16 protein-coding genes are annotated in these 19,227 nt (G+C 35.7%); 3 read left to right on the plus strand and 13 right to left on the minus strand.

Annotated elements, in window-relative coordinates:
* Nucleotides 1-328: 328 nt before the first annotated feature.
* The 3 genes from C8N46_RS11095 to C8N46_RS11105 are packed head-to-tail and all read right to left on the minus strand — an operon-like array spanning nucleotide 329 to nucleotide 4,053.
* On the minus strand, nucleotides 329-1,153 hold the full coding sequence (locus tag C8N46_RS11095) for a T9SS type A sorting domain-containing protein (RefSeq protein ID WP_245896825.1): 825 nt from the start codon (nucleotides 1,151-1,153) through the stop codon (nucleotides 329-331).
* A gap of 4 nt (nucleotides 1,154-1,157) precedes the next feature.
* Nucleotides 1,158-2,570, minus strand: coding sequence for a hypothetical protein (locus C8N46_RS11100; protein ID WP_146169802.1), 1,413 nt, complete (start codon nucleotides 2,568-2,570; stop codon nucleotides 1,158-1,160).
* Between the two features lie 10 nt (nucleotides 2,571-2,580).
* Nucleotides 2,581-4,053, minus strand: a complete 1,473-nt coding sequence (locus C8N46_RS11105; protein WP_108115288.1) for an SUMF1/EgtB/PvdO family nonheme iron enzyme — start codon at nucleotides 4,051-4,053, stop codon at nucleotides 2,581-2,583.
* Between the two features lie 342 nt (nucleotides 4,054-4,395).
* Between C8N46_RS11105 and C8N46_RS11110 the strand changes: the two genes are divergently transcribed.
* Together C8N46_RS11110 and C8N46_RS11115 are read left to right on the plus strand one after the other, a co-directional pair.
* Nucleotides 4,396-5,133 carry a LytR/AlgR family response regulator transcription factor gene (locus C8N46_RS11110; RefSeq protein WP_108114984.1) on the plus strand — a complete coding sequence of 246 codons (738 nt, stop codon included), beginning with the start codon at nucleotides 4,396-4,398 and terminating at the stop codon, nucleotides 5,131-5,133.
* A gap of 18 nt (nucleotides 5,134-5,151) precedes the next feature.
* Nucleotides 5,152-7,083 (plus strand): tetratricopeptide repeat-containing sensor histidine kinase, encoded by a 1,932-nt coding sequence (locus C8N46_RS11115; protein ID WP_108114985.1) that lies wholly within the window; start codon nucleotides 5,152-5,154, stop codon nucleotides 7,081-7,083.
* A gap of 9 nt (nucleotides 7,084-7,092) precedes the next feature.
* Here the strand turns inward: C8N46_RS11115 and C8N46_RS11120 are convergent, their stop codons facing one another.
* Both C8N46_RS11120 and C8N46_RS11125 read right to left on the minus strand, forming a co-directional pair.
* The gene (locus C8N46_RS11120) at nucleotides 7,093-7,305 is read right to left on the minus strand and encodes a hypothetical protein (RefSeq protein ID WP_108114986.1); all 213 of its coding nucleotides are present in this window, start codon (nucleotides 7,303-7,305) and stop codon (nucleotides 7,093-7,095) included.
* A 125-nt stretch (nucleotides 7,306-7,430) separates the two neighbouring features.
* On the minus strand, nucleotides 7,431-9,140 hold the full coding sequence (locus C8N46_RS11125) for a helix-turn-helix domain-containing protein (RefSeq protein ID WP_108114987.1): 1,710 nt from the start codon (nucleotides 9,138-9,140) through the stop codon (nucleotides 7,431-7,433).
* Between the two features lie 191 nt (nucleotides 9,141-9,331).
* Between C8N46_RS11125 and C8N46_RS11130 the strand changes: the two genes are divergently transcribed.
* Nucleotides 9,332-9,526, plus strand: coding sequence for a hypothetical protein (locus C8N46_RS11130; protein ID WP_108114988.1), 195 nt, complete (start codon nucleotides 9,332-9,334; stop codon nucleotides 9,524-9,526).
* A gap of 64 nt (nucleotides 9,527-9,590) precedes the next feature.
* Here the strand turns inward: C8N46_RS11130 and C8N46_RS11135 are convergent, their stop codons facing one another.
* The 8 genes from C8N46_RS11135 to C8N46_RS11170 are packed head-to-tail and all read right to left on the minus strand — an operon-like array spanning nucleotide 9,591 to nucleotide 19,052.
* Nucleotides 9,591-11,240, minus strand: a complete 1,650-nt coding sequence (locus tag C8N46_RS11135) for a hypothetical protein (RefSeq protein WP_108114989.1) — start codon at nucleotides 11,238-11,240, stop codon at nucleotides 9,591-9,593.
* Between the two features lie 5 nt (nucleotides 11,241-11,245).
* Nucleotides 11,246-11,785: a hypothetical protein gene (locus tag C8N46_RS11140; RefSeq protein WP_108114990.1), complete on the minus strand. Its 540-nt coding sequence runs from the start codon at nucleotides 11,783-11,785 to the stop codon at nucleotides 11,246-11,248.
* On the minus strand, nucleotides 11,782-13,029 hold the full coding sequence (locus C8N46_RS11145) for a DUF6638 family protein (RefSeq protein ID WP_108114991.1): 1,248 nt from the start codon (nucleotides 13,027-13,029) through the stop codon (nucleotides 11,782-11,784). Before C8N46_RS11145 ends, C8N46_RS11140 begins: the two co-directional genes overlap by 4 nt.
* A gap of 36 nt (nucleotides 13,030-13,065) precedes the next feature.
* Nucleotides 13,066-13,704 (minus strand): hypothetical protein, encoded by a 639-nt coding sequence (locus tag C8N46_RS11150; protein WP_108114992.1) that lies wholly within the window; start codon nucleotides 13,702-13,704, stop codon nucleotides 13,066-13,068.
* Nucleotides 13,704-14,402 (minus strand): signal peptidase I, encoded by a 699-nt coding sequence (lepB, locus tag C8N46_RS11155; protein WP_317046701.1) that lies wholly within the window; start codon nucleotides 14,400-14,402, stop codon nucleotides 13,704-13,706. The genes C8N46_RS11150 and lepB overlap by 1 nt, the downstream gene beginning before the upstream one ends.
* A 5-nt stretch (nucleotides 14,403-14,407) precedes the next feature.
* Entirely contained in the window at nucleotides 14,408-14,809 is a 402-nt protein-coding gene (locus tag C8N46_RS11160) for a nuclear transport factor 2 family protein (RefSeq protein ID WP_108114994.1), read from the minus strand.
* A gap of 26 nt (nucleotides 14,810-14,835) precedes the next feature.
* A complete protein-coding gene (locus C8N46_RS11165) occupies nucleotides 14,836-17,088 on the minus strand; it encodes an amidohydrolase family protein (protein ID WP_108114995.1) in 2,253 nt (750 codons plus the stop codon).
* Nucleotides 17,088-19,052, minus strand: a complete 1,965-nt coding sequence (locus tag C8N46_RS11170) for an AAA family ATPase (RefSeq protein ID WP_108114996.1) — start codon at nucleotides 19,050-19,052, stop codon at nucleotides 17,088-17,090. Before C8N46_RS11170 ends, C8N46_RS11165 begins: the two co-directional genes overlap by 1 nt.
* Nucleotides 19,053-19,227 lie beyond the last annotated feature (175 nt).

The following is a 19,227-nucleotide window of genomic DNA, read 5'->3' on the forward strand; positions in this document are numbered from 1 at the left end:
GCAGATGGTACTGCAGCAATGTGGGAGAGTATGTCGCCGCCTTTTTTAATTAAGTCCTTACTTTTTAAAGTAAGGACTTTTTTTATACCTGAAATTTAGCTCTTAAGTAAAACAACATCTTCAAGCTTTCTTATAAAAAGCAATATTACACCATCTTTTTTAGATATTATAAAGCAAAAGGCAAAACGAAATTTTATCAAGAATTATCAACACAAAAACTATCATATTTTAAAGAAAGTTGATACGACTATTTTGATATTTTTTTAGAATAAAAAAACCTCTTGAATGATTAATTCAAGAGGTTTGCGAAACAAAAAATAGAAGCTTATTATTTTACAATAAGCTTTTTAGTCGTTTTTATATCGTTTGACATAATATGTATTAGATATAATCCCGAAGCGATATTACTAACATCGATAGTGTCATCTTGTGATAGCTGCATAGGAATTTGTTTTCCTGTATTGTCAAATACTTCTATTTGAATATCCTGAATTCCATTAGGAACTTGAATTTTTACAATGTCACTTGCTGGATTTGGATATAATGATAATGAAGAGAGTTCATTTTGTTCTTCAACTGATAAGGTGTTGAAATCAAATGTACTCATGCCTGACACAGCGGAAGCGTTTGGGTCTACCACGTTTACAAAAGTTGTAGAACCATCATCTATCATATCTGCTTGTTTGAATGATTTTAATGGTGCTATAGAAGTTGCTAAGGCAGAATTGTTTTCTAAAATATACATAGTTCCGCTTGTTGGACTTCCATTTACTGTAAATGTATATGTGTTCGTATTTGTAGCCGTTGAGGGTGCAGAATACGTTGCTGGACTTCCTAAAGTTTCTGTGATTAAATATCCATCAATTGAAGGCATTCCTACATTGGTTCCATCAAAGAAAGTGGCACTAGCGCCACCGCCTAGAGAAGTTGCTGATCCTATATCAATAGTGACTCCATCAGGTACAATGATTGTAAATCCATAGCTTTGTACCAATGGCGCAAATGTATTGGCACTTGCATTAGGTACTGCTTGCACTGTAAAATTGTACGCTCCATTGTGTTGAAATGTATAGGTGTAGCCATCTTGAGCTTTTAGCGACATGGCTAAAAGGCATACAAAACTTACTAGTGCTATCCTTATTATATTTTTCATAATTTTAATTTTCTGGTAATTGTTCTAAAATTTGATATGTGCTAAAGTTTAGGAAATTTCCGGGATGTGCTAACACATTTTGTAATAGTATTGGTGTATCAGGAGTTGTTCCTGTGTATTGTGTATTTCCGTCCATATTGATGTCATGAGTATTGTACCCAACAACAACATAGGTAGGGAAATTTAGAAAGTTTCCAGCATCGTTCAATACTTCTGATAATATACTAGGTGAATCTGGAGTTGTTCCTGAATACTGAATTATAGTATCACCGTTCACATTTCCTGCCCAAAGCGCCATATCACCATTTGGTAATTGTACACGCGCATTTGAACCGAACGTACTCGTGGCACTATTCGCCAAGTCAACATTACTTGAAACTACAGAAAGTGGAATTACATTGGCTGTTACAGTACCCAAATGGTTACGGTGCTTTATAGCCACAAAATAACTTCCTGTAATACCTCTTAAGATAACATCTGAAGTTCCATCTAACGCTACGATGTCTCCGTCTCTTTGTATTAAGGCAGATGTTTGGTCAATCACAACCGTGTTGTCTGAACTACTTCTAATTTCAATCCATACCCAATCCACAATATTATCTGCGGCTGCTCCGGTTCCAGCGATTCCACCATCATTGAATACGTTGGAATCAGCTATTACGTCTCCAGCATCATACGGACTTATTTTCGGAATTAAATTTCCAGCACGTAAGTTGTCGTTCATTAAGTCATCGTCAACAGGATTCAAAATAGGACCTTGTAAAAATACTTTTGCACGTATTCGAAGGTCTACTATTTGGTTTGGGTCTAAGAATCCATTAAATGAGTCTATGTCAAATCCGTCGCCATTACTTCCTCCATATAGTACCGTTAATGATGTATTATCTAGTGTGGTTGCGGTTAGTAATGCTAAGTCAAAACCATCGCCGTTGTTACCATTATACAAAACAGTTAATTGTGTATTATCTAATGTAGTGGCAGCGAGCAACCTATTTGCATATCCATCACCATTATTTCCATCATACAACACTGCCAACTGCGTATTGTCGAGCGTAGTAGCGGCAAGCAGTCTATTTGCAAAACCGTCACCATTGCTTCCATCATATAATACCGCTAATTGCGTATTGTCGAGCGTAGTGGCGGTAAGTAGTCTATTTGCATAACCATCGCCATTACTTCCGTCATATAAAACTGTTAGTGAAGTATTGTTTAGTGTGATAGCTGCAACCAATCTGTTTGCATATCCATCGCCATTACTTCCGTCATATATAACTTCTAGAGAAAGGTTTGTGAGTGTGATAGATGAGCGACTTTCTACGTCAAATCCATCACCGTTAGAACCTTCATACAATTGCGCATCAACGTGCATACTATACAGGAGAGAAATAGTCAATAAGAAAAGAATTCTTTTTTTCATCTCCTAGGTCTTATGGTGCAGTTCTTACAGCTCTAAATCCTAAACGGTTATTTCCAGTTCCAATAACGGATGCTCCATCAAATCTATCAGAAACTCTAATAAAGTCAGCTCCATTTAACCAACTTCCACCTCTGTAACTGTATCCGTCACCTGTAGTGTTGTTTGGCCAGTTGACTGCCGTTCCGTTTCCTGTAGAACTTATAATTCCGTTTCCATGTACACCTGTAAAGTTTCTTCCTTGAGCAGTTCCTACAGATACGCAACGCTCATACAAGTTTCCAGACATTTCCATGATGCCATAATACGTGCCACCAGTTTCTTCGCGGTTGTTGTTTACAGCACTTGCCGCAAAGATTCCGTTACGTAATGGTCCGCTGATAGTTCCATTGGTATCTGCATAGATAGCATTTCCAGTGTTAGTCTCAGGATTGGAAACTCGTTCACTAGAGAATCCAGAGTTTACTAAGGTATATGCATTAGAAGCAATATTAGCGCTTCCCCAAGCAAATTCTCCTGGTTTTGGAAGTACAGGACCGCGACATGCTTTTTCATATTCTAGTTCTGTCATTGGACGCATTCCAGTCCAGTCCATATATGCATTAATATCTCCAGGGCTTAAATAACTACAAGCTCTGTCTGGTGCACTTGTTGTAGCACTTGCTGAACCACCAGTCCATGAAATCGTATTTCTACTTATAACGGCGTCACTGTTTTTGTGATCGATATCTGTTACATCTCTGTTTATTTTTTGAGTTTCTGTCAAACTATTAAAAAAGCCTAGCCACTGTGCTTCCGTTACTTCGTACTTCATGCAATAGAAAGCTCCAAATCCTTTTGGGAATGATGCATTTAGACTTCCAGTTAAGTCACCACCGCTTGCATTGGTTGCTGTGTAATATAAGTTTCCAGAAGTATTTGCAATAGTTATCGCGTTTTCTGATGCAACTTGATAGGAAGAAGATGTTGAAAATCCTCCAGCATAAAACTTATTAGCTTCACTTCCTGTAGTTCCTCCTAAGTAAAAAGGGCCTTCTGGAACATATACCATTTCAATAGCGAATACTTGAATATCAATGATGTCATTGGTGTCTGTAGCACCAAAATTCCATCGCAATTGTGTGTTTTGAAAGTTAACATTTCCACTTCCGTCAGCAGCTCTATAAATGAAAGCACCCATACCGTCAGAGGTTACATCTAATGTGGAACCTGCAGCAGCTACAGAGTTTGCTTGACTCACAATTCCGTGTGTCCAAGCACCGTTATTGACTCTGTATTTTATAAATACCCAAGCAGCGTCCCAGTTGGACGGTCCAGAACTGATTCTCCATGAATTTTCCCAAAAAAGATCAAATTCAACATGTACCCAGTTCGATACTTCGTTCAAATTTTCAAGAGAGATATTGCTCACCTGAATGTTATTTGCCTTTGTTGAAGTGCTAAAGGCGAAACAAATTAGTAGTAAGAATAGTGTAATTTTTTTCATTACTTTGATTTTGATTGTTAGTATTTGATACATTGTATTTTGTTTTTGTGCCTAGCAACAGCTATATGTTAACATTTTATGGTGTTAATAAAATTTGGGAGTTAATTGATAACAATTCAAATATATGTGAAGGAAAAGTTAAAAAGTGTAGTTTTTGTGTAAATGGAAGCAAAAGTTGTATAAATTGTTTCTGCTGTAAAAAAGGCTAAAAAAGGGGAAAATCCCCTTGTATGTTATCTATTTACGAAAGTAGACCGCATATACATATTTTTGAACCAATGATACGAACTGCGTCAGAAATTAACCCGAAAAGTGTACCTTTAAATTATAAAATGAATACCTATGTTGAAAGCAATTTTAATTGACGATGAACCTAAAGCGCTGGAAAGTCTTTCTTGGGAGTTGGATAATTTTAGTGACGAAATTGAAATTTTAGCGAAGTTTACCGATCCAGAAGAAGCATTAATTTATATTGAAAAAGTATCTTGTGATTGTCTTTTTTTAGATATTGAGATGCCAACAATGGACGGTTTTCAGTTTTTAAATCGCTTAAAGACAAAGGATTTTGCCGTAATTATTACCACAGCATATAATGAATACGCAATTAAAGCGTTAAAAGAAGAAGCTATTGATTATTTGTTGAAGCCTATTGATATGGACGACTTAAAAGTTGCCATCTCAAAAGTGAAAAAATACATTTCTCGAAATGATGTTTCTACCGAAAAATTTGAGCGTATTCTTTCAGACTATAACAGTCGATTCAATAAAAAGCGAATTACGATAAATACGGATGGGAAACTTATTTTTCTCGATTTAGATGAGTTACTTTTTGCAGAATCGGATGGAAATTATAGCACATTATATCTCACAAATTCCAAAAAAATAGTGCTGACGAAAAAGCTAAAAGAAGTGAATGCGATGTTGCCAGACGAGCGCTTTTTCCGAATTCACAATTCATACATTGTCAATTTAGATAAAATAAAAGAGTTTATAAAAGCAGATGGTTATGTCATTTTAGTATCCAATCATAAAATACCAATTTCAAGACAGCGTAAAGCAGCGTTTTTGGAAAAATTATAAAAAAATAATATAAAGTGTATGTGTCAATTACGTAAGAATGTATTTGTTTGCGTTCTTTTCTTCTTATCTACCATTAGCTATTCACAAAGTATCGACAGTGTTTTTGTGAAAGATGCCAATGCACTTTTGAAAACACAATCCCAAGAGTATGCAAGCATAGATGAAGTCCTTAAATTGTATAAGAAAGACTCCTTACAGCTACAATATTTAATCGATGTATATCAAAAGAATACGTATTTAGAAGGTGAAAGCTACGCGCTGAACGCTATGGGCGAATATTGCCGAAATACCTCGCAATACGAGAAAGCTATTGAATTTCATGAAGCCGCTTTGGCAAAAGCAGAAGCTGCCGATAATAAATTATTGCAAGTACGCGCGCTCAATATGTTAGGCGTTGTGTACCGACGCATTGATGATATTCGAAAAGCCTTAGATTATCATCAAGAAGCGTTGGCGTTGGCGGAAAGTATTCCAAATAAAGACACTGCGGTGAAGAAAAGTATCGCCGTGTCACTCAATAGTATGGGAAATATTTTCTTAGTGCTAGAGCAGTACGATTTGGCGGTACAGCGCTTTACCAAATCTATGGAAATAGAAAAAAGTGTTGGAAATAAATTAGGACTCGCCATCAATTATCACAATATTGGATATGCCAAAGAAGCTACGGGCGATTTAGAAGGCGCGTTGGAAGATTACAAAGAATCATTGCATTATAATAACGAAATCAACTCAGATTTAGGACGTGTAATTTGTAACAATACGATTGGTCGAATTTATATCAAACAGAAAAAGTACCAAGAAGCGATTGATATTATTTCGTCTACGTTGGAGCAAGCGAAAGGCTTGCGCGATAAATTTCACCTTTCGGGCGTGTATACCAATTTAGGGTGGGCACATTTGGAGTTGAAAAATTATCCAAAGGCTAAAAAATATTTGAATGAAGGATTGGAAATTTCGAAAGAATACAATCTAAAAAGTTCTATTGCGGAAAGTTACGGGCGTTTGGCTACGCTTGCGGAACAAGAAGGAAACTATAAAAAAGCTTTTGATTATCAGAAGACTTCTTATGAATTGAACGAAGAAATTACCAACGAAAAGAATTTTAAATATGTGAATGATTTAATCGTTAAGTATGACACTAAAAAATTCAACACGCAGATTAAAAATTTAGAGAAAGAAAACGCTACGGTAAAACAAACTTTAAAACGAAACAAAAGTATTTGGATTACGAGTAGTGTGGTATTTGCGTTTTTGGCGATTATGATTTACATATTATATCGTCAGCGATTGTTGAATAATGAAAAGAAAATTTTGACGTTGGAGCAAGACATGTTGCGCAGTCAGATGAATCCGCATTTTGTGTTTAATTCGCTAAATTCTATCAAGCAATACATCATCAGTAACGAGCAGAAAAATGCCGTTCATTACCTAAATAAATTCGCGAAACTGATTCGTAAAATATTAGATGCTTCTCGTGTAAAAGTTGTGTCGTTAAGCGATGAATTGGAAACGATGGACTTGTACATGAGCATTGAAAATATTCGTTTTTCTAACGAAATAAACTTTGAAGTATTGGTTGATGAAGATATTAATCTTGATCAAATTAAAATTCCGTCATTAGTGTTACAACCGTTTTTAGAAAATGCTTTATGGCATGGTTTATCGTCGAAAAAGGGCGAAAAAAATATCAAGCTTTCCGTGACCAAAACCAAAGATGATTTTGTGACCATTTCCATTACCGACAATGGAATTGGAAGAGAAGCCGCTGCACAAATTGCTCAAAACAAAATTGTCAAACGAAAGTCCATTGGAATTAGCCTAACCAAAAACCGACTTGCCAATTTTGTCAAAGACTTCAAAAACAGTTTCACAGTTCAGTTCATGGATTTAAAAGATCAATTCGAAAATCCAAGTGGAACCGAAGTGGTATTGAATATTCCGTTGCGATAAATGTTACATTTATTCAGAGTTTCCTATTCCATTATTAGTTTTTCCTTCGGTTGTTCTAGAGGTTGGAACGTCCGTGTCCGTAGGACAATTTGGATTCCTAGAAGCAGGAATTGTGCAATCTATCGGAAGTGATTGTGTGCATTTTTCCACGGAATTCAATGTAGCGGTTTCATTATTGCCATTTGGAGCAGCTCCGCCAATGACGTTGTTTAAATTTTCCATGTTAGCAACAGTTCTCTTTGTAAAAAGCAATGTTTTCATACGTTTTGTTGATTTTAAGTATAGTTTAAGTAGGGATGTAAATGTAGCGGATTAATGTGTGCAGAAATAACAGTTAGCTTGACGATTTATAAATTGTCATTTTTTATTTTCTTTAGATAATTGGACGGAGAAATCCCTGTTTGCTTTTTAAACACTCTGCTAAACGTTTCGTGGCGACTAAATCCAAACTGCTCTGCAATATACTTTAATGTATATTTTTGATACTTCTTTTCAGCTTTCAATTTCGTCAACACTTTATCAATTCGATATGCATTTACGTAATTGGCAAACGACATTCCTTTATGCTCATTGATAATTTTAGACAAATATGAAGTATTGGTATCTATCTTTTTTGCCACAGAATTCAGCGTGCAACTTTGCGTTAAATAATATTCTTCTTCTTCCAATTGCGCTAAAGAAGACAAAATTCGTTGCACTTCTGCATCTTCTATTTTTGCATTTTGAATAGCAGGAGCAACCGATTTACGTGGTACGGCTCCTTTTTCAAGTAAAAGCGCTAACTTTTTTCGATTGATGCGATTTTTTCGGTAAAAAATAAGCGCGATGATGCCAATACAAATACTTCCAAAAATGATGACAAATCTGATTTTTTGATAAAAACTTGCTTTTTCTTCAATTAGAGAAATCTTTTTCTCCAAAGCGGAAACATTGTAGGCATTGTGAAGTTTAGCGTATAAATTGCGATTGTCGTGCTGAACTTTATCACTGAGTTTTTTATACTTTTCTAAATAATATTCCGCTTTTTTGCGATCATTTACATAGAAGTAATTTTTTGTCAACAGCAAATAAATTTCTGAAGTATCATTAAAATGAAAATCCTTTGAAATCAAAATGTCACTGGCTTTTTCAAGCACGGAAATCGCGTTTTTGGGTTGTTGTAATGTATCGTAAAGTCGTCCCAAATACAAGTACATAAACATTTGCCACTTATCATCTTTTTTGTCTTTAAAATACGCGGCTACTTCGTTGAAAACTTGCAACGCTTCATCAAATTGATTCGTTTCTTGCAACCATTGTCCTTTAGTGCTTAAAAACAAGTAATAGCCAAACGTATCGGAATAAGCTTTGCTCTTCTTCAATCCCAAATTGACGTTTTGTAGCGTAGAATCCAAATAAGCAGGATTTGAATTTTCTCTGTAAAGGTCCAAATAAAGTTCACTGACAAGGTGCAACGCACTAATTTCACTGTACGCTTCCTTCTCTTCCATAAAACCTTTCAACGCGTTTTTAGCATCAATCAGCGCTTTTTTGGGTGTTTGTAGTTCTTTTTTAATCAATGCGATATTATTCAGCGCCACTAACGACATATACGAATCTTCCAATGTTTTGCTAACCTCAATGACATCTTCATAATGTGAAAAAGCTGCTTCAAGATTTCCTTCTTCATAACTTACATTTCCGCGTAAATTGAAACAATTTGAAAGCATATATGCATCATTTGCTTTGGAAGCATACAACGCGAGACTGTCAATTGCTTGTGTCGTTTTTGCTTTTTTTCCCTGTCTTTTATATGCTAGAGCAAGCTTGTAAAACGCCTTGTTTTTTTTCGCAATATCATTTTCGTTTCTGGCAATTTGTAGCATTTTTTGCGCATACAATTCCAACGAATCGAAATTACTGTTTTGTGTGTTGCTAAACAAAGAATCGAGTTGGCGAAAAGAAAGAGAATCTAAAGAAACCGGTGTTACATTTTGTGCTTTTGAGGGAAGAACGGTAAAGCAAATAAAACATAAAATAACGAGTCTGTACAAACAGAATGTACTGCTTTTTTTCATTGATAAAAGTAAGTTTCTACGTGCAAAATATAGATATTAAATCGCTTTGCCAAAATAATGTATTGCGTGGTTTCACTTTTTTGTGAAAAAAGGCAATATATGAGGATTTATAAATAGTCAAGAAGTACTTTTTTATCTCTCAAAAATCTCTGGTTACTTAGCGGCATTATTAATCCTTAACTTTTTAAGAAATGAAAAAAAAGAATCTTAAACACTTAGTATTTACAAAGAAAACGGTTGCCAATGTAAGCGCCATCAATGGAGGAGCTAACGACAGAACTGAAGAGTTGCCAATCCGAACAACTACGATAATTCCAACAGCTACGCGCAAGCCTTTTTCTGCAAAATATTCCAATTGTGAATCAGCATGTTTTGAATGTAGATAAGAATACAAATGCCTGTTTGAAATATATCAAACAGGCATTTCAATAAATACTTATGAGATAATTTTTACTGCGAAATAGAATCTTTTGTATTACTGTTTTTTGATTGTCTAACCGAATCTTTTATCACTTCAAATTCAGGTTTTGTTCGATTCGGAAACACGACGTCATCCGTTAAATTTTCTGTGATTTTCCATGTTTCGCCCAATTGATTTACAATTTCTTCATTCCATTTGGAAGGATGTTTGGCATCAATCCAAACGACATCTTTATAAGAAACATCTACCAACGCCAAATCGGGTGTAGAACCACCGTCAAACTGATCGCTATTTTCACGTTTTGCAGCAATCGTACACAGCATAAATAAACGTCTTTTTCCAGCAATATCTCTCACAAACGGTCTAAATTCTACAGGTTTGTTCACCGTCCAGTCGTAATTTTTTCTTGATTCCATCACTTTTGCAGGCATTGCCGAAACACCCGCCAAGCCTTCTTTTTTACTTACGTGATCATAATAAAATACATTGTCGCTTCCGTCAGCAGGAATAAAAACACTGATAGACAAACCTGTACGGTCTTTTCCAATCGGTTCCAAACCAAACCAATGATACAAACCGTCATACGCATTGTTGGCAGTTCCTTCAAACTTAAAGTCGGTGACAAACGGTTGTTGATTTTGGTCTTCTTTTAAATCTGGAATTTTTACGGCTGTTTTCTTATTCCACGGAAGTGGATCGGTAAATCCACCCAAAAACATCATCGATTTTGCCTGAATGCGTGATACTTTTTCCGATAAGGTGTTTTGTCGCGTCAAATACGGATACTTTTGCACATCTTCCGCAGGAATAAAAGTTCCTTTCCCAATTAATAAACGCTCCAAATAATCGTTAAAATCGTGTTCGCCAGTTTCTAAAACCATCACGCCGCCAAACGTTGGATACGGAAAAAAGAAGCCTTTCCACTTGATTAAACTCACGACTTGCACCCAATGTCCGTCGTCATTTTTCATATAATACGCTTCGTGTGGTTCGTAATTGAACAATTGCCACGGATTGAAACGCTGTACCACCGCATTATACGTGTTTCTACTAAATGCTAACGATTCTCCAATGGAAAACGTTGCAGGAATTCTATTTTCTTTTGAAAAACGCGGAGAAGGAGATGTGCTTGATACTGAAAATAATTCTTCAATATTGTCTTTCGTACGTTGAATAAAATAATCTTTGGAAGGTTGTACAGCCATGGTCCACTGATTGCGGTCGTCTACACGAACGAGTTGTGGTGGCGAAACTTCCTTTGTTTCTGTAATAGATTCGTACGCCATCGTTCGGATGTTGTTGTACGGTTGAATGCGCTCGTTTCTACTCAATGGAAGTTCTGCAATTTCTTGCAAATTCATGTTGTTGAATACATTGTACGTTTGCATATATTCATACATGCCAATGGAAAAGAAAAAGACATAAATTAGTGCTACAGAAGCTAACGTGACAACACCTCGCAGTAGTTTTTTACCTGTACTGGCGGTTTTTCGAAACCATCGCATTCCAAAAAATAAAATCACGCCGAAAAGCACTAATACAAACAGATATTTTCGTAAAAAGAGCAAAAATGGCTGATAGTCGTCTCTTAAAATAAAAAGCGCACAAAAAAGAATCAATCCTAATAGGATGATGATGAATTTTTGTTTTTTTCCTCGGTTCCAATATCTTTTTAACATAGTTCTTATTTTAATAGTCCTTTATCTTTTAAACGTTCTCTCGCACTTTTTTTCGGTGCTTCAGGCTCTTCTGTATGGGTAGTTTTTTCTTCCGCTTCCACAGCAGTGGAATTTACATCTTCTTTTACAAATTCGGGAGCTTCTTTTTCTTTCGTTTTAATGTCGTCAATGATTTCTTTTCCTGTATCGACAACTGAATCAAAAAGATTTTCGGAAGTCCCTTTTACTTTCACCACAAAACTACCGAGATAGACTCCGATTAAGGTTCCTACAACCGCAGAGACATAAAAATCTGCTTGTATTTTGAACGGTAGCAACAGAAGAAATAGTAGCGCAATGATGAATAGTAAGTTTACATAAATTAATCGCGGAATAAACTCCTGATTGACAAAAAAGCCTTTTTTATTTTCGGGCTTCATTTGTAGTTCTTTCGAATGTGTAAGCTTATTGATGGCTCTATACAAACCGTTACTTTTTGTTTCTGACCAGTACAAAGAAATGCCAAAAACAACGCTCGCAATGAATATGATAATGTCCAGTGTCATGAGTTCCAGGTGTTTTGTTTAATTAATTTTATAACCCAATCTTGATACGATTCGTCCCACGTGTTGTACGTTTCGTAAAACGTTTCTTTGTCGTACCAATATAAGAAAAGCGGGTCTTTATAGGCTGCTGTTTTTACGATGAGTTTCCAAACGAGTTCTTGTAAATTCATAGGCAATTCGGGCGCAGGAATTTGAATGCAGGCTAACACTTCTGGGGAAAGTCCACCTTCAATATCAAGCGCATTTTCACTTTTGGCATTGGCTTGTAAGCGATCGAGTTGGATGATTTTTTTTCGTGAATCAGCTTCCATATTGTTCAAATAGCGTTTGTACACGTTTGAATTTTCTATGATATCACTCACCGAATGTGTGGTATTTTCAATATGTGACAGAAAGATACTTTTTTGCACGCGCTCAAAATAACCTGATAACACACTGTGTTCAGGATCGAGCACAATCATTTTTTCTGCCGCTAGTGCACTATAAAAACGTCCGTCTTCAATATGAAACGCTTGTATTGTGGAAGAAACGCTCACTTTTTCTGTAGCAGCTTTTGATTCGAATATTAAAATATTTTTGCTGCTTCCATTTTTTCGAAAGACAAATACGCCACCAAACGCTTTGGTATAAAAGGAACTTGTTTTGTAATCCAAACTGCCCAATTGCAAGGTGCGCGAGCGTAAATCGCCATGTTTTCTGGCGGAAGCCAAAATTTTCAAATGGAGTTTTTCATCCAAAAAATTATCCTCTCGATGAAATTCTTCTACGAGTGCTAATTGCTGTTGCTGAATGCTGTATAAATCTTCAACCACCGTAAAATCAACTGTAATGTGATTGTATTTCAGTAAATCTTCTGGTTCGTAAAAGGCATCAATGTATTGGTCTAAATTTACGCAAATTGCCGCATCACGTGTAATATCTTTTATCGTGTGTTTGTGCTGTTTAAACACCAAATTCATGATGTCCCTATCAAAACTATGAAAAGGCGAATATGCAGGTTTGTCATTTTGCTTTGGCGAAAGAATAATCGCGTTCGGATTGGCTTCTCCAGAATTTAAGTACAGAAAATCCTCTTTCTCTTCAGCAATTTCAGGACTCCAACCCATCGCATCAATATGAAAACTTTTTAGTTGCGTAGGAGCAGTTCCGATAAAAGAAAGGCATTTATTATAGCGTTCCACCAAAGCGCCCGTAACGGGAACTAGGGCAGCGCCAAATAATTCAGATCGTTTTAGTTTTTCCATGTACTTATTTTCTAGTTGCTATAAAAATACAATTATTTATAGATTTTCAGGCGGATTATAATGTGCTTCGGTTTCTGGAATGATTTGCTTCCAATCGCTCACAGAAATCGGTACAATTTGCTGCGATTTCAAATCCGAAATACAGCGTTGCACTAGTGCATATATTTGTTTAAACTTTGGAGTAAAATGTAAATAGTGCTGTTTTATAAGTACACTATTTACGTACCATGTTACATTTTCTGTGATGTATTTGTCTTGTAATTGATTAATGATGTTGATAGGAATGAATTCACGTTCGCGTTTTGGATGAAAGTAAATGGTGATTTCAATCCATTCGTGCATCATGGATTTGGAACGTGCTGCGTGAATGATCACGAGAAAATCCTCAATCTTTCCTGCCAAATAGTTGTCTTCCGTTACTTGAAAATGATGTTTTCTAGCAAACGTTTTAAATGGTTTCTTTTTATTTTTTCGTGCACGATAATGACTGTCAGTTGGCGGATATACATAATATACCAAAGGCGCAGTAAATAAGGAAAGTATAAATGGCATACCAAAAATCAACAGTGTCTTTTCGTCCAAATTGAGCGATTCTTCCAAAATTAGCATAACTCCAAAAATCAGAACAAACACCAAATACATACTGATGAAATATTGGAAATAAGAGCGCTCCATTAGTTGCTATCAATTACAAAAAGTGTTGCCAAATAAACGCCTGTAATGTCTTCCATATCAACTAAGCCATAGTGTCGACTGTCCATAGAATTGTCGCGATTATCACCAAGTACAAACACTTTCCCTTTATGAATGATTAACGGACCGAAAAAATCTTTGTTCCAGTGTTGTTGAAATTTCGCTTTGATATTTTGGTCAGTTTTGTCTTTTGGGGTAATAGCTCGTTTACTTGCTAATTTGTACTTTGCAGCATCTTTTTCTTCAAGATGAACCAAATACGAATCATTTCCTTGTGGCTGAATGCGAAAGAAATCTTTGATAGTATTTTTTGGCAGGGCTTTGAATTCTTCTTCACTCAAAAAATAGGAATATTGTAAATTGTAATTGGTGTCAACATTTTTTCCATTTACAAACAGTGTTCCTTCACGAATTTCTAAAGTATCATTTTCCATAGCGCACAAGCGATGCATAAAAATTGTTTTGCCAAATTGAGTATCTTCAAAATTATACGTGATAAAATCACCGCGTTTTGGTGTTATCAAATTCGACGCTATTATAAAAGAGCCTCTTTTAATAGTAGGTTCGCTAGAAGAGGTAGGAATAGAAAAAAACGCCAGTATTCCTGTCATATTTAGTATTTGATATACAACTATCAAACCTACGACAATGTAAAGGGTTATTTTGAGTTTTTTATTCAAAACACTTATCGTTTGATATAATATACTTCTGCTATTTTACCATTTTCGACTACATACATCACTACAAATTCTTTTGGTTTGCCACCTTTTTCGTAGATGACTTTTTCTTGGTCAATAATCTTATTGTCGGTGATGATTCGCTTTTCTATGAAACTGTATAATTCGGGCGTTTTTTTGAAAAACGCTCCGTAATATGCTATGAGTTTGTCTTTTCCTTCATAGCGCAACTTTTTCGGAAAATCATACACTTTTACATCATCACTAAACAAGGCTGCATACGCGTCAATATTCCTAGAATTATACGTTTCCATCTGTTTTTGTGAGATGATTTTGATGTCGATGAGTTCTTGGGCAAACGCAGAAACATTCGCGCTAAGTATAAAAAGTAATAGAATGAATTTTTTCATGATACAGGATTTACTTAAAGATAAAACTAATCTCTAATAAAATATACTTTTGCTATTTTTCCATTTTCTATTTTATAAATCGCAATAGTTTCACCATAATCTCCTTCTGTATAGGTAACACGTTCATGGTCAATGATGGTATTTGATTTGATTGTACGATTTAAAATTTCACAATGTAATTTTGGGTATTTTTCAAAAAAAGTAGCATACTTAGCCTTTAATTCTTCTTTACCCTTTATTTCAAGTGTATTTGGAAATGTGTAAATTTCAACGTCATCACTGAAACTTTCAAGAAACATCGCTAGATTTTTTAGATTATACGCATTTACTTGCTTTTGCACAATATTTTCAGGTGATTCTTTAAGAATATCTTCTCTTTTGTAAATGCTGCCAGCTTTTATAACATGAGTAATTTCTTGCAGTGCTTTTAAATCTTGCAACGGATTTGCTTCTAAAATGATTAAGTCTGCCAATTTTGAGACTTCAATACTTCCAATTTCGTTTTGTTTGTCTAGAATTTTTGCTGCGTTTATAGTAGATGCTTGAATTACTTCTAGATTTGACAAGCCAGCTTTTTGCATTAGTTTTACTTCTTTTTGATAGGAAGTAGCGTGTAGCGTTCCTATATTTCCAGCATCGGTTCCAGTGGCAATATTGATGTTGTGTTTTTGAAGAAGTGCTAAGTTTTCGGCTTCTATCACATCAATTTTCTTTAAATAGTTTTTGTAATTCAGGCCAGATTTTTTGTATTTGGAAAATAACGTATCATTTTTTAAATGCTTATAATCTTGAAAACTTTTTACTGGAAAAGGATTGGTGAATCTAAGTTCTTCATCAGTAAATGAAATTTCTTGTGAATATGCTTCTGCATATTGATTGCTCACCATTAATGTGGGAATGTAACATACGTTCGATTTTTTAATGGCTTGAAGAAATTTATCATCAATAGATTCACGTACACTGTGTACTAAAATATCAGCGTTTGCTTTTAAGGCGTTTTTTGCCGTTTTTAAATCGGTAGCATGCACTGCTACTTTTAAATTATGTTTGTGACTCTCCTCAATAGTAGCTTTTACAATTTTATAGTTCAATTCAGGATCTCCATTGTTGATATACCAAATTTTAATAAAGTCAGGCTTAAAAGGCAATTGGTTACGTACTTGTTGAATAGCTTCTTCAGGAGAATTTGCTTTGATAATTGGACTATCTTCAATATTGAATTCTTCGGGTTGATAGGTTGAAATTAACGGACCAGTCAAATATAAATTTGGAAATTGAGTTTGATCATTATGAAAATCACGAATTTTGTAATTATACATTGGTCCGCCAACATCAATTACGGTGGTAATTCCGTTTTGTAAATAGCGTTTTAATAAGTCGGGCGCATTTTCGCGTAACCACTCGCGTTCCTCTTCGTAGGGATGATATTTTCGTAAATCAAAAGCATCTGGACGTGTATACAAACTTCCCGATTGAAATAAGTGTATGTGTCCATCTATTAAACCTGGAAGTAACCATTTTCCACTTCCGTCAATTTTTAAAATATCGGCATCTTCTACATCAATTTTTTTGTTGATTTCCACAATTTTTTGATTGCGAATTAATACGCTTTGTATTTTTTCTTTTCCAGAAACCACATCGACTACCGAAATATTTTCTATTAAAATAGCCTCATTATTAGCGTTTAGTTTTTTACTTTTGAAAGAGTTGTTAACCTCTTCTGTATCAAATACACTTTTAAAAACTAGAGAAAATTTACCGATGCTAGAATCAGAAGTATCTTCACTAAAATGATGTTCGTAGTCTTTATTTTTAGCATCTTTCACCCAAAAGCGAATCATTTTTCCAAATCCTTTTTGTTCAAAACTTGCATTTTTCAGCGGAATGGTAGTCCATGAGTTATCAGCTTCCTGTACTTTTAATTCGAAATCATCAAAATAGAATATACCTTTTCCTCTCACCATTCCTCCAAAAGTAATCGATGAGGCGTCCGAATCCAATGTGCCTTCAATTTGATACGAATTCCACTCATTCTTTTTGATTGGGCGATTACGCATGTTATCAAGAAAGACTTCCTTTCTATCTTTATTGGAAATTCTCACATATAACATTGCAGCACCGTCGTTTGATAGCTTTTCGGCTTTTACTTGAGCAGAAAGCACAAACTTTTTATCGGCGTGTTTCTCGATGGATTCTTGTCTTAAGAAATACGTCCAATGACTTTGTGCATTACTAAATGACACACAAAAGAGCAGTATAAAGGTTAATTTTTTTATCATTACTTTAATCTTTCCTCAAAACGATCACGCGCTTCTGCGGCAATTTTTATTTGCATGATTTGTTGGTCTACTTTTCGAGAGAAATCCGTATCTGCAATGGTGGCAACATTGTCTAAGTAGCGAATGACTTCTTGCTTTCGAATTTCGGCAAAGTTTAAGCCTTTCATGTTGGCTTTCATCAATTCTTTTAACATGCCGAGTTTGGTGTCGTAATCTTTTTGGAAATACAATTCAGGATTTTCAAACCAATCGTCTTCCAAGTTAAAATCTGTCAAACGCAGCGAAATGGCACTTTGAATGTTTCGAATATCTCGTGAAGAGAAAAACGGAAACTCTTTCTGTACCGCTTCGTATAAATTCGCGTAAAAAAGATGGTCGTTCAGCGTGGTGTTTTGCAACGTATTGTTGAAGATTCTCTTGATTTTCTCATCCGAAGGTTCGGTAATATTTCCGAGAATTTCGCCAGCGCTATTCGCTAAAGTCTGGTCACTCAAATACGTGTACGATTTATGATCGTTCATCGAAACAAAGCCAGGCAAGGTTTTTTCAATTTTAGACCACCAAATATAATCTTGATCTAAGAAATCTGCTTCCGTACGCGCCCCGTCAATTTTGAAACGTCCCTGAATTCTTGAAATCACAGCTTTGTCCAATTGCTCAGGCAAATTTGTAAATAATCCGATAGAACTGTTTCCATGATTTACCGCATACGCACCTTCCGTGTAACGTAAAAATACACCAATGACTTCCTTAACTCCCGCAGAAACACCTTGTGCGGTTCGTTCTTGTAAATTGTTTTCAGCATCATCAATCGGCGCAAAAATCAATCGTGTTGGGTCTTGCATCGGTTTCATCCATTGTACCATTTTTTCTGCCGATCCACCTTGAAATGTAGAAACGACAGTATCTGGCATTGGATGGAATAAGAATGGAATGTCCAAATGATCACAGCGTTCTTTTAACATAGTTGCAATTGCTGCAATCAACATACTTTTTCCCGTTCCTGGAATTCCGTATCCCATAAAAACAGGCATAAAACCGCCCAATTCTTGAAACGGATTGCGTTTGGTTGCCAAGTCGTAACTCATCAAACGCTCTACCAAACGCTTGGCAAAATGCTTGGCGTCTTTGTTTCCGACAATTTGCTCAAAACGAATCGGATTGAATTCCACACTCGTGGCATTTCCTGTAAAAACAGTTTCCCAACCTGCAATAGAAAAGTCAGAGTCTTCTAGTTGATAGGTTCTATCGGTAATGACATCTGTATGGTCAAGTGCTCCTTTCCGTTGCATGATTTCGTCCAAATAGGCTTCAAAGTACATTACCGTAAAGTCAATCACATCTTGTTCAGAGTTGATCAAATTCGGGTGATTCATGTATTTATCGTAATAGAACAACTGACACGAAATTCCCTTAGTTGGTGTTAAGAGTGAAACTTCTGGAATTCCGGCAAATTTGTGATGCATTACGGTGTTGTCTTCCGATGCTTTTTCTTTGAGTTTGGAAACCATATAATACGCCAAACTAAACACCATAAATGCTGTTGAAGTTTGTTGTTTGGATTCGTATTCTTTGCGTTGTGCAGAAGATAATCCTGCGCGTTTTTCATGCAGAATTGACAATCCAGAAGCGTCGTAGTAACTATCGCGAATCCACAATCCGATGGCAATCGCTTCTTGCAATTGAAATAAGGTTTCATTCAGCGCAAGCGGCAATGCTACAGAATCGGGTAATAAACGTTTTTTGAGATTTAAAATGGTTTTCGAGATGGAAATTGCGTCCGCACCAGCACTTCCTTTTGCTTTGGAAAGATATAGTAAAATGTCTTCCTGCTCTTTACTTCCGTCTCTGTTTCTTGCTTTATAACCTTGTTCCCATTGCACACTTTTGATAAACGAAGAAGCTTCTTCGCGTAAGATTTGCAATTCTGTTTTTTTGATAGGAAATGTCGGTTGTTTCTCCATGTTTTTCGCTTTGCTTTTGTTCTTCGTTGTTTGTTTTTTGTCGATTCGTCAATTCGTCGATTTGTTCAACTAACCTTTTATGTTTATTCTATTTGTCAGTTCGAGCGCAGTCGAGAACAGTTTTGTTTTCAAAGTACTTCTCGATACAATTTTTCTACGAAAAATCACTCGAAGT

The organism is Kordia periserrulae (assembly GCF_003054265.1).
In the GTDB taxonomy this organism is placed as follows: Bacteria; Bacteroidota; Bacteroidia; order Flavobacteriales; family Flavobacteriaceae; genus Kordia; species Kordia periserrulae.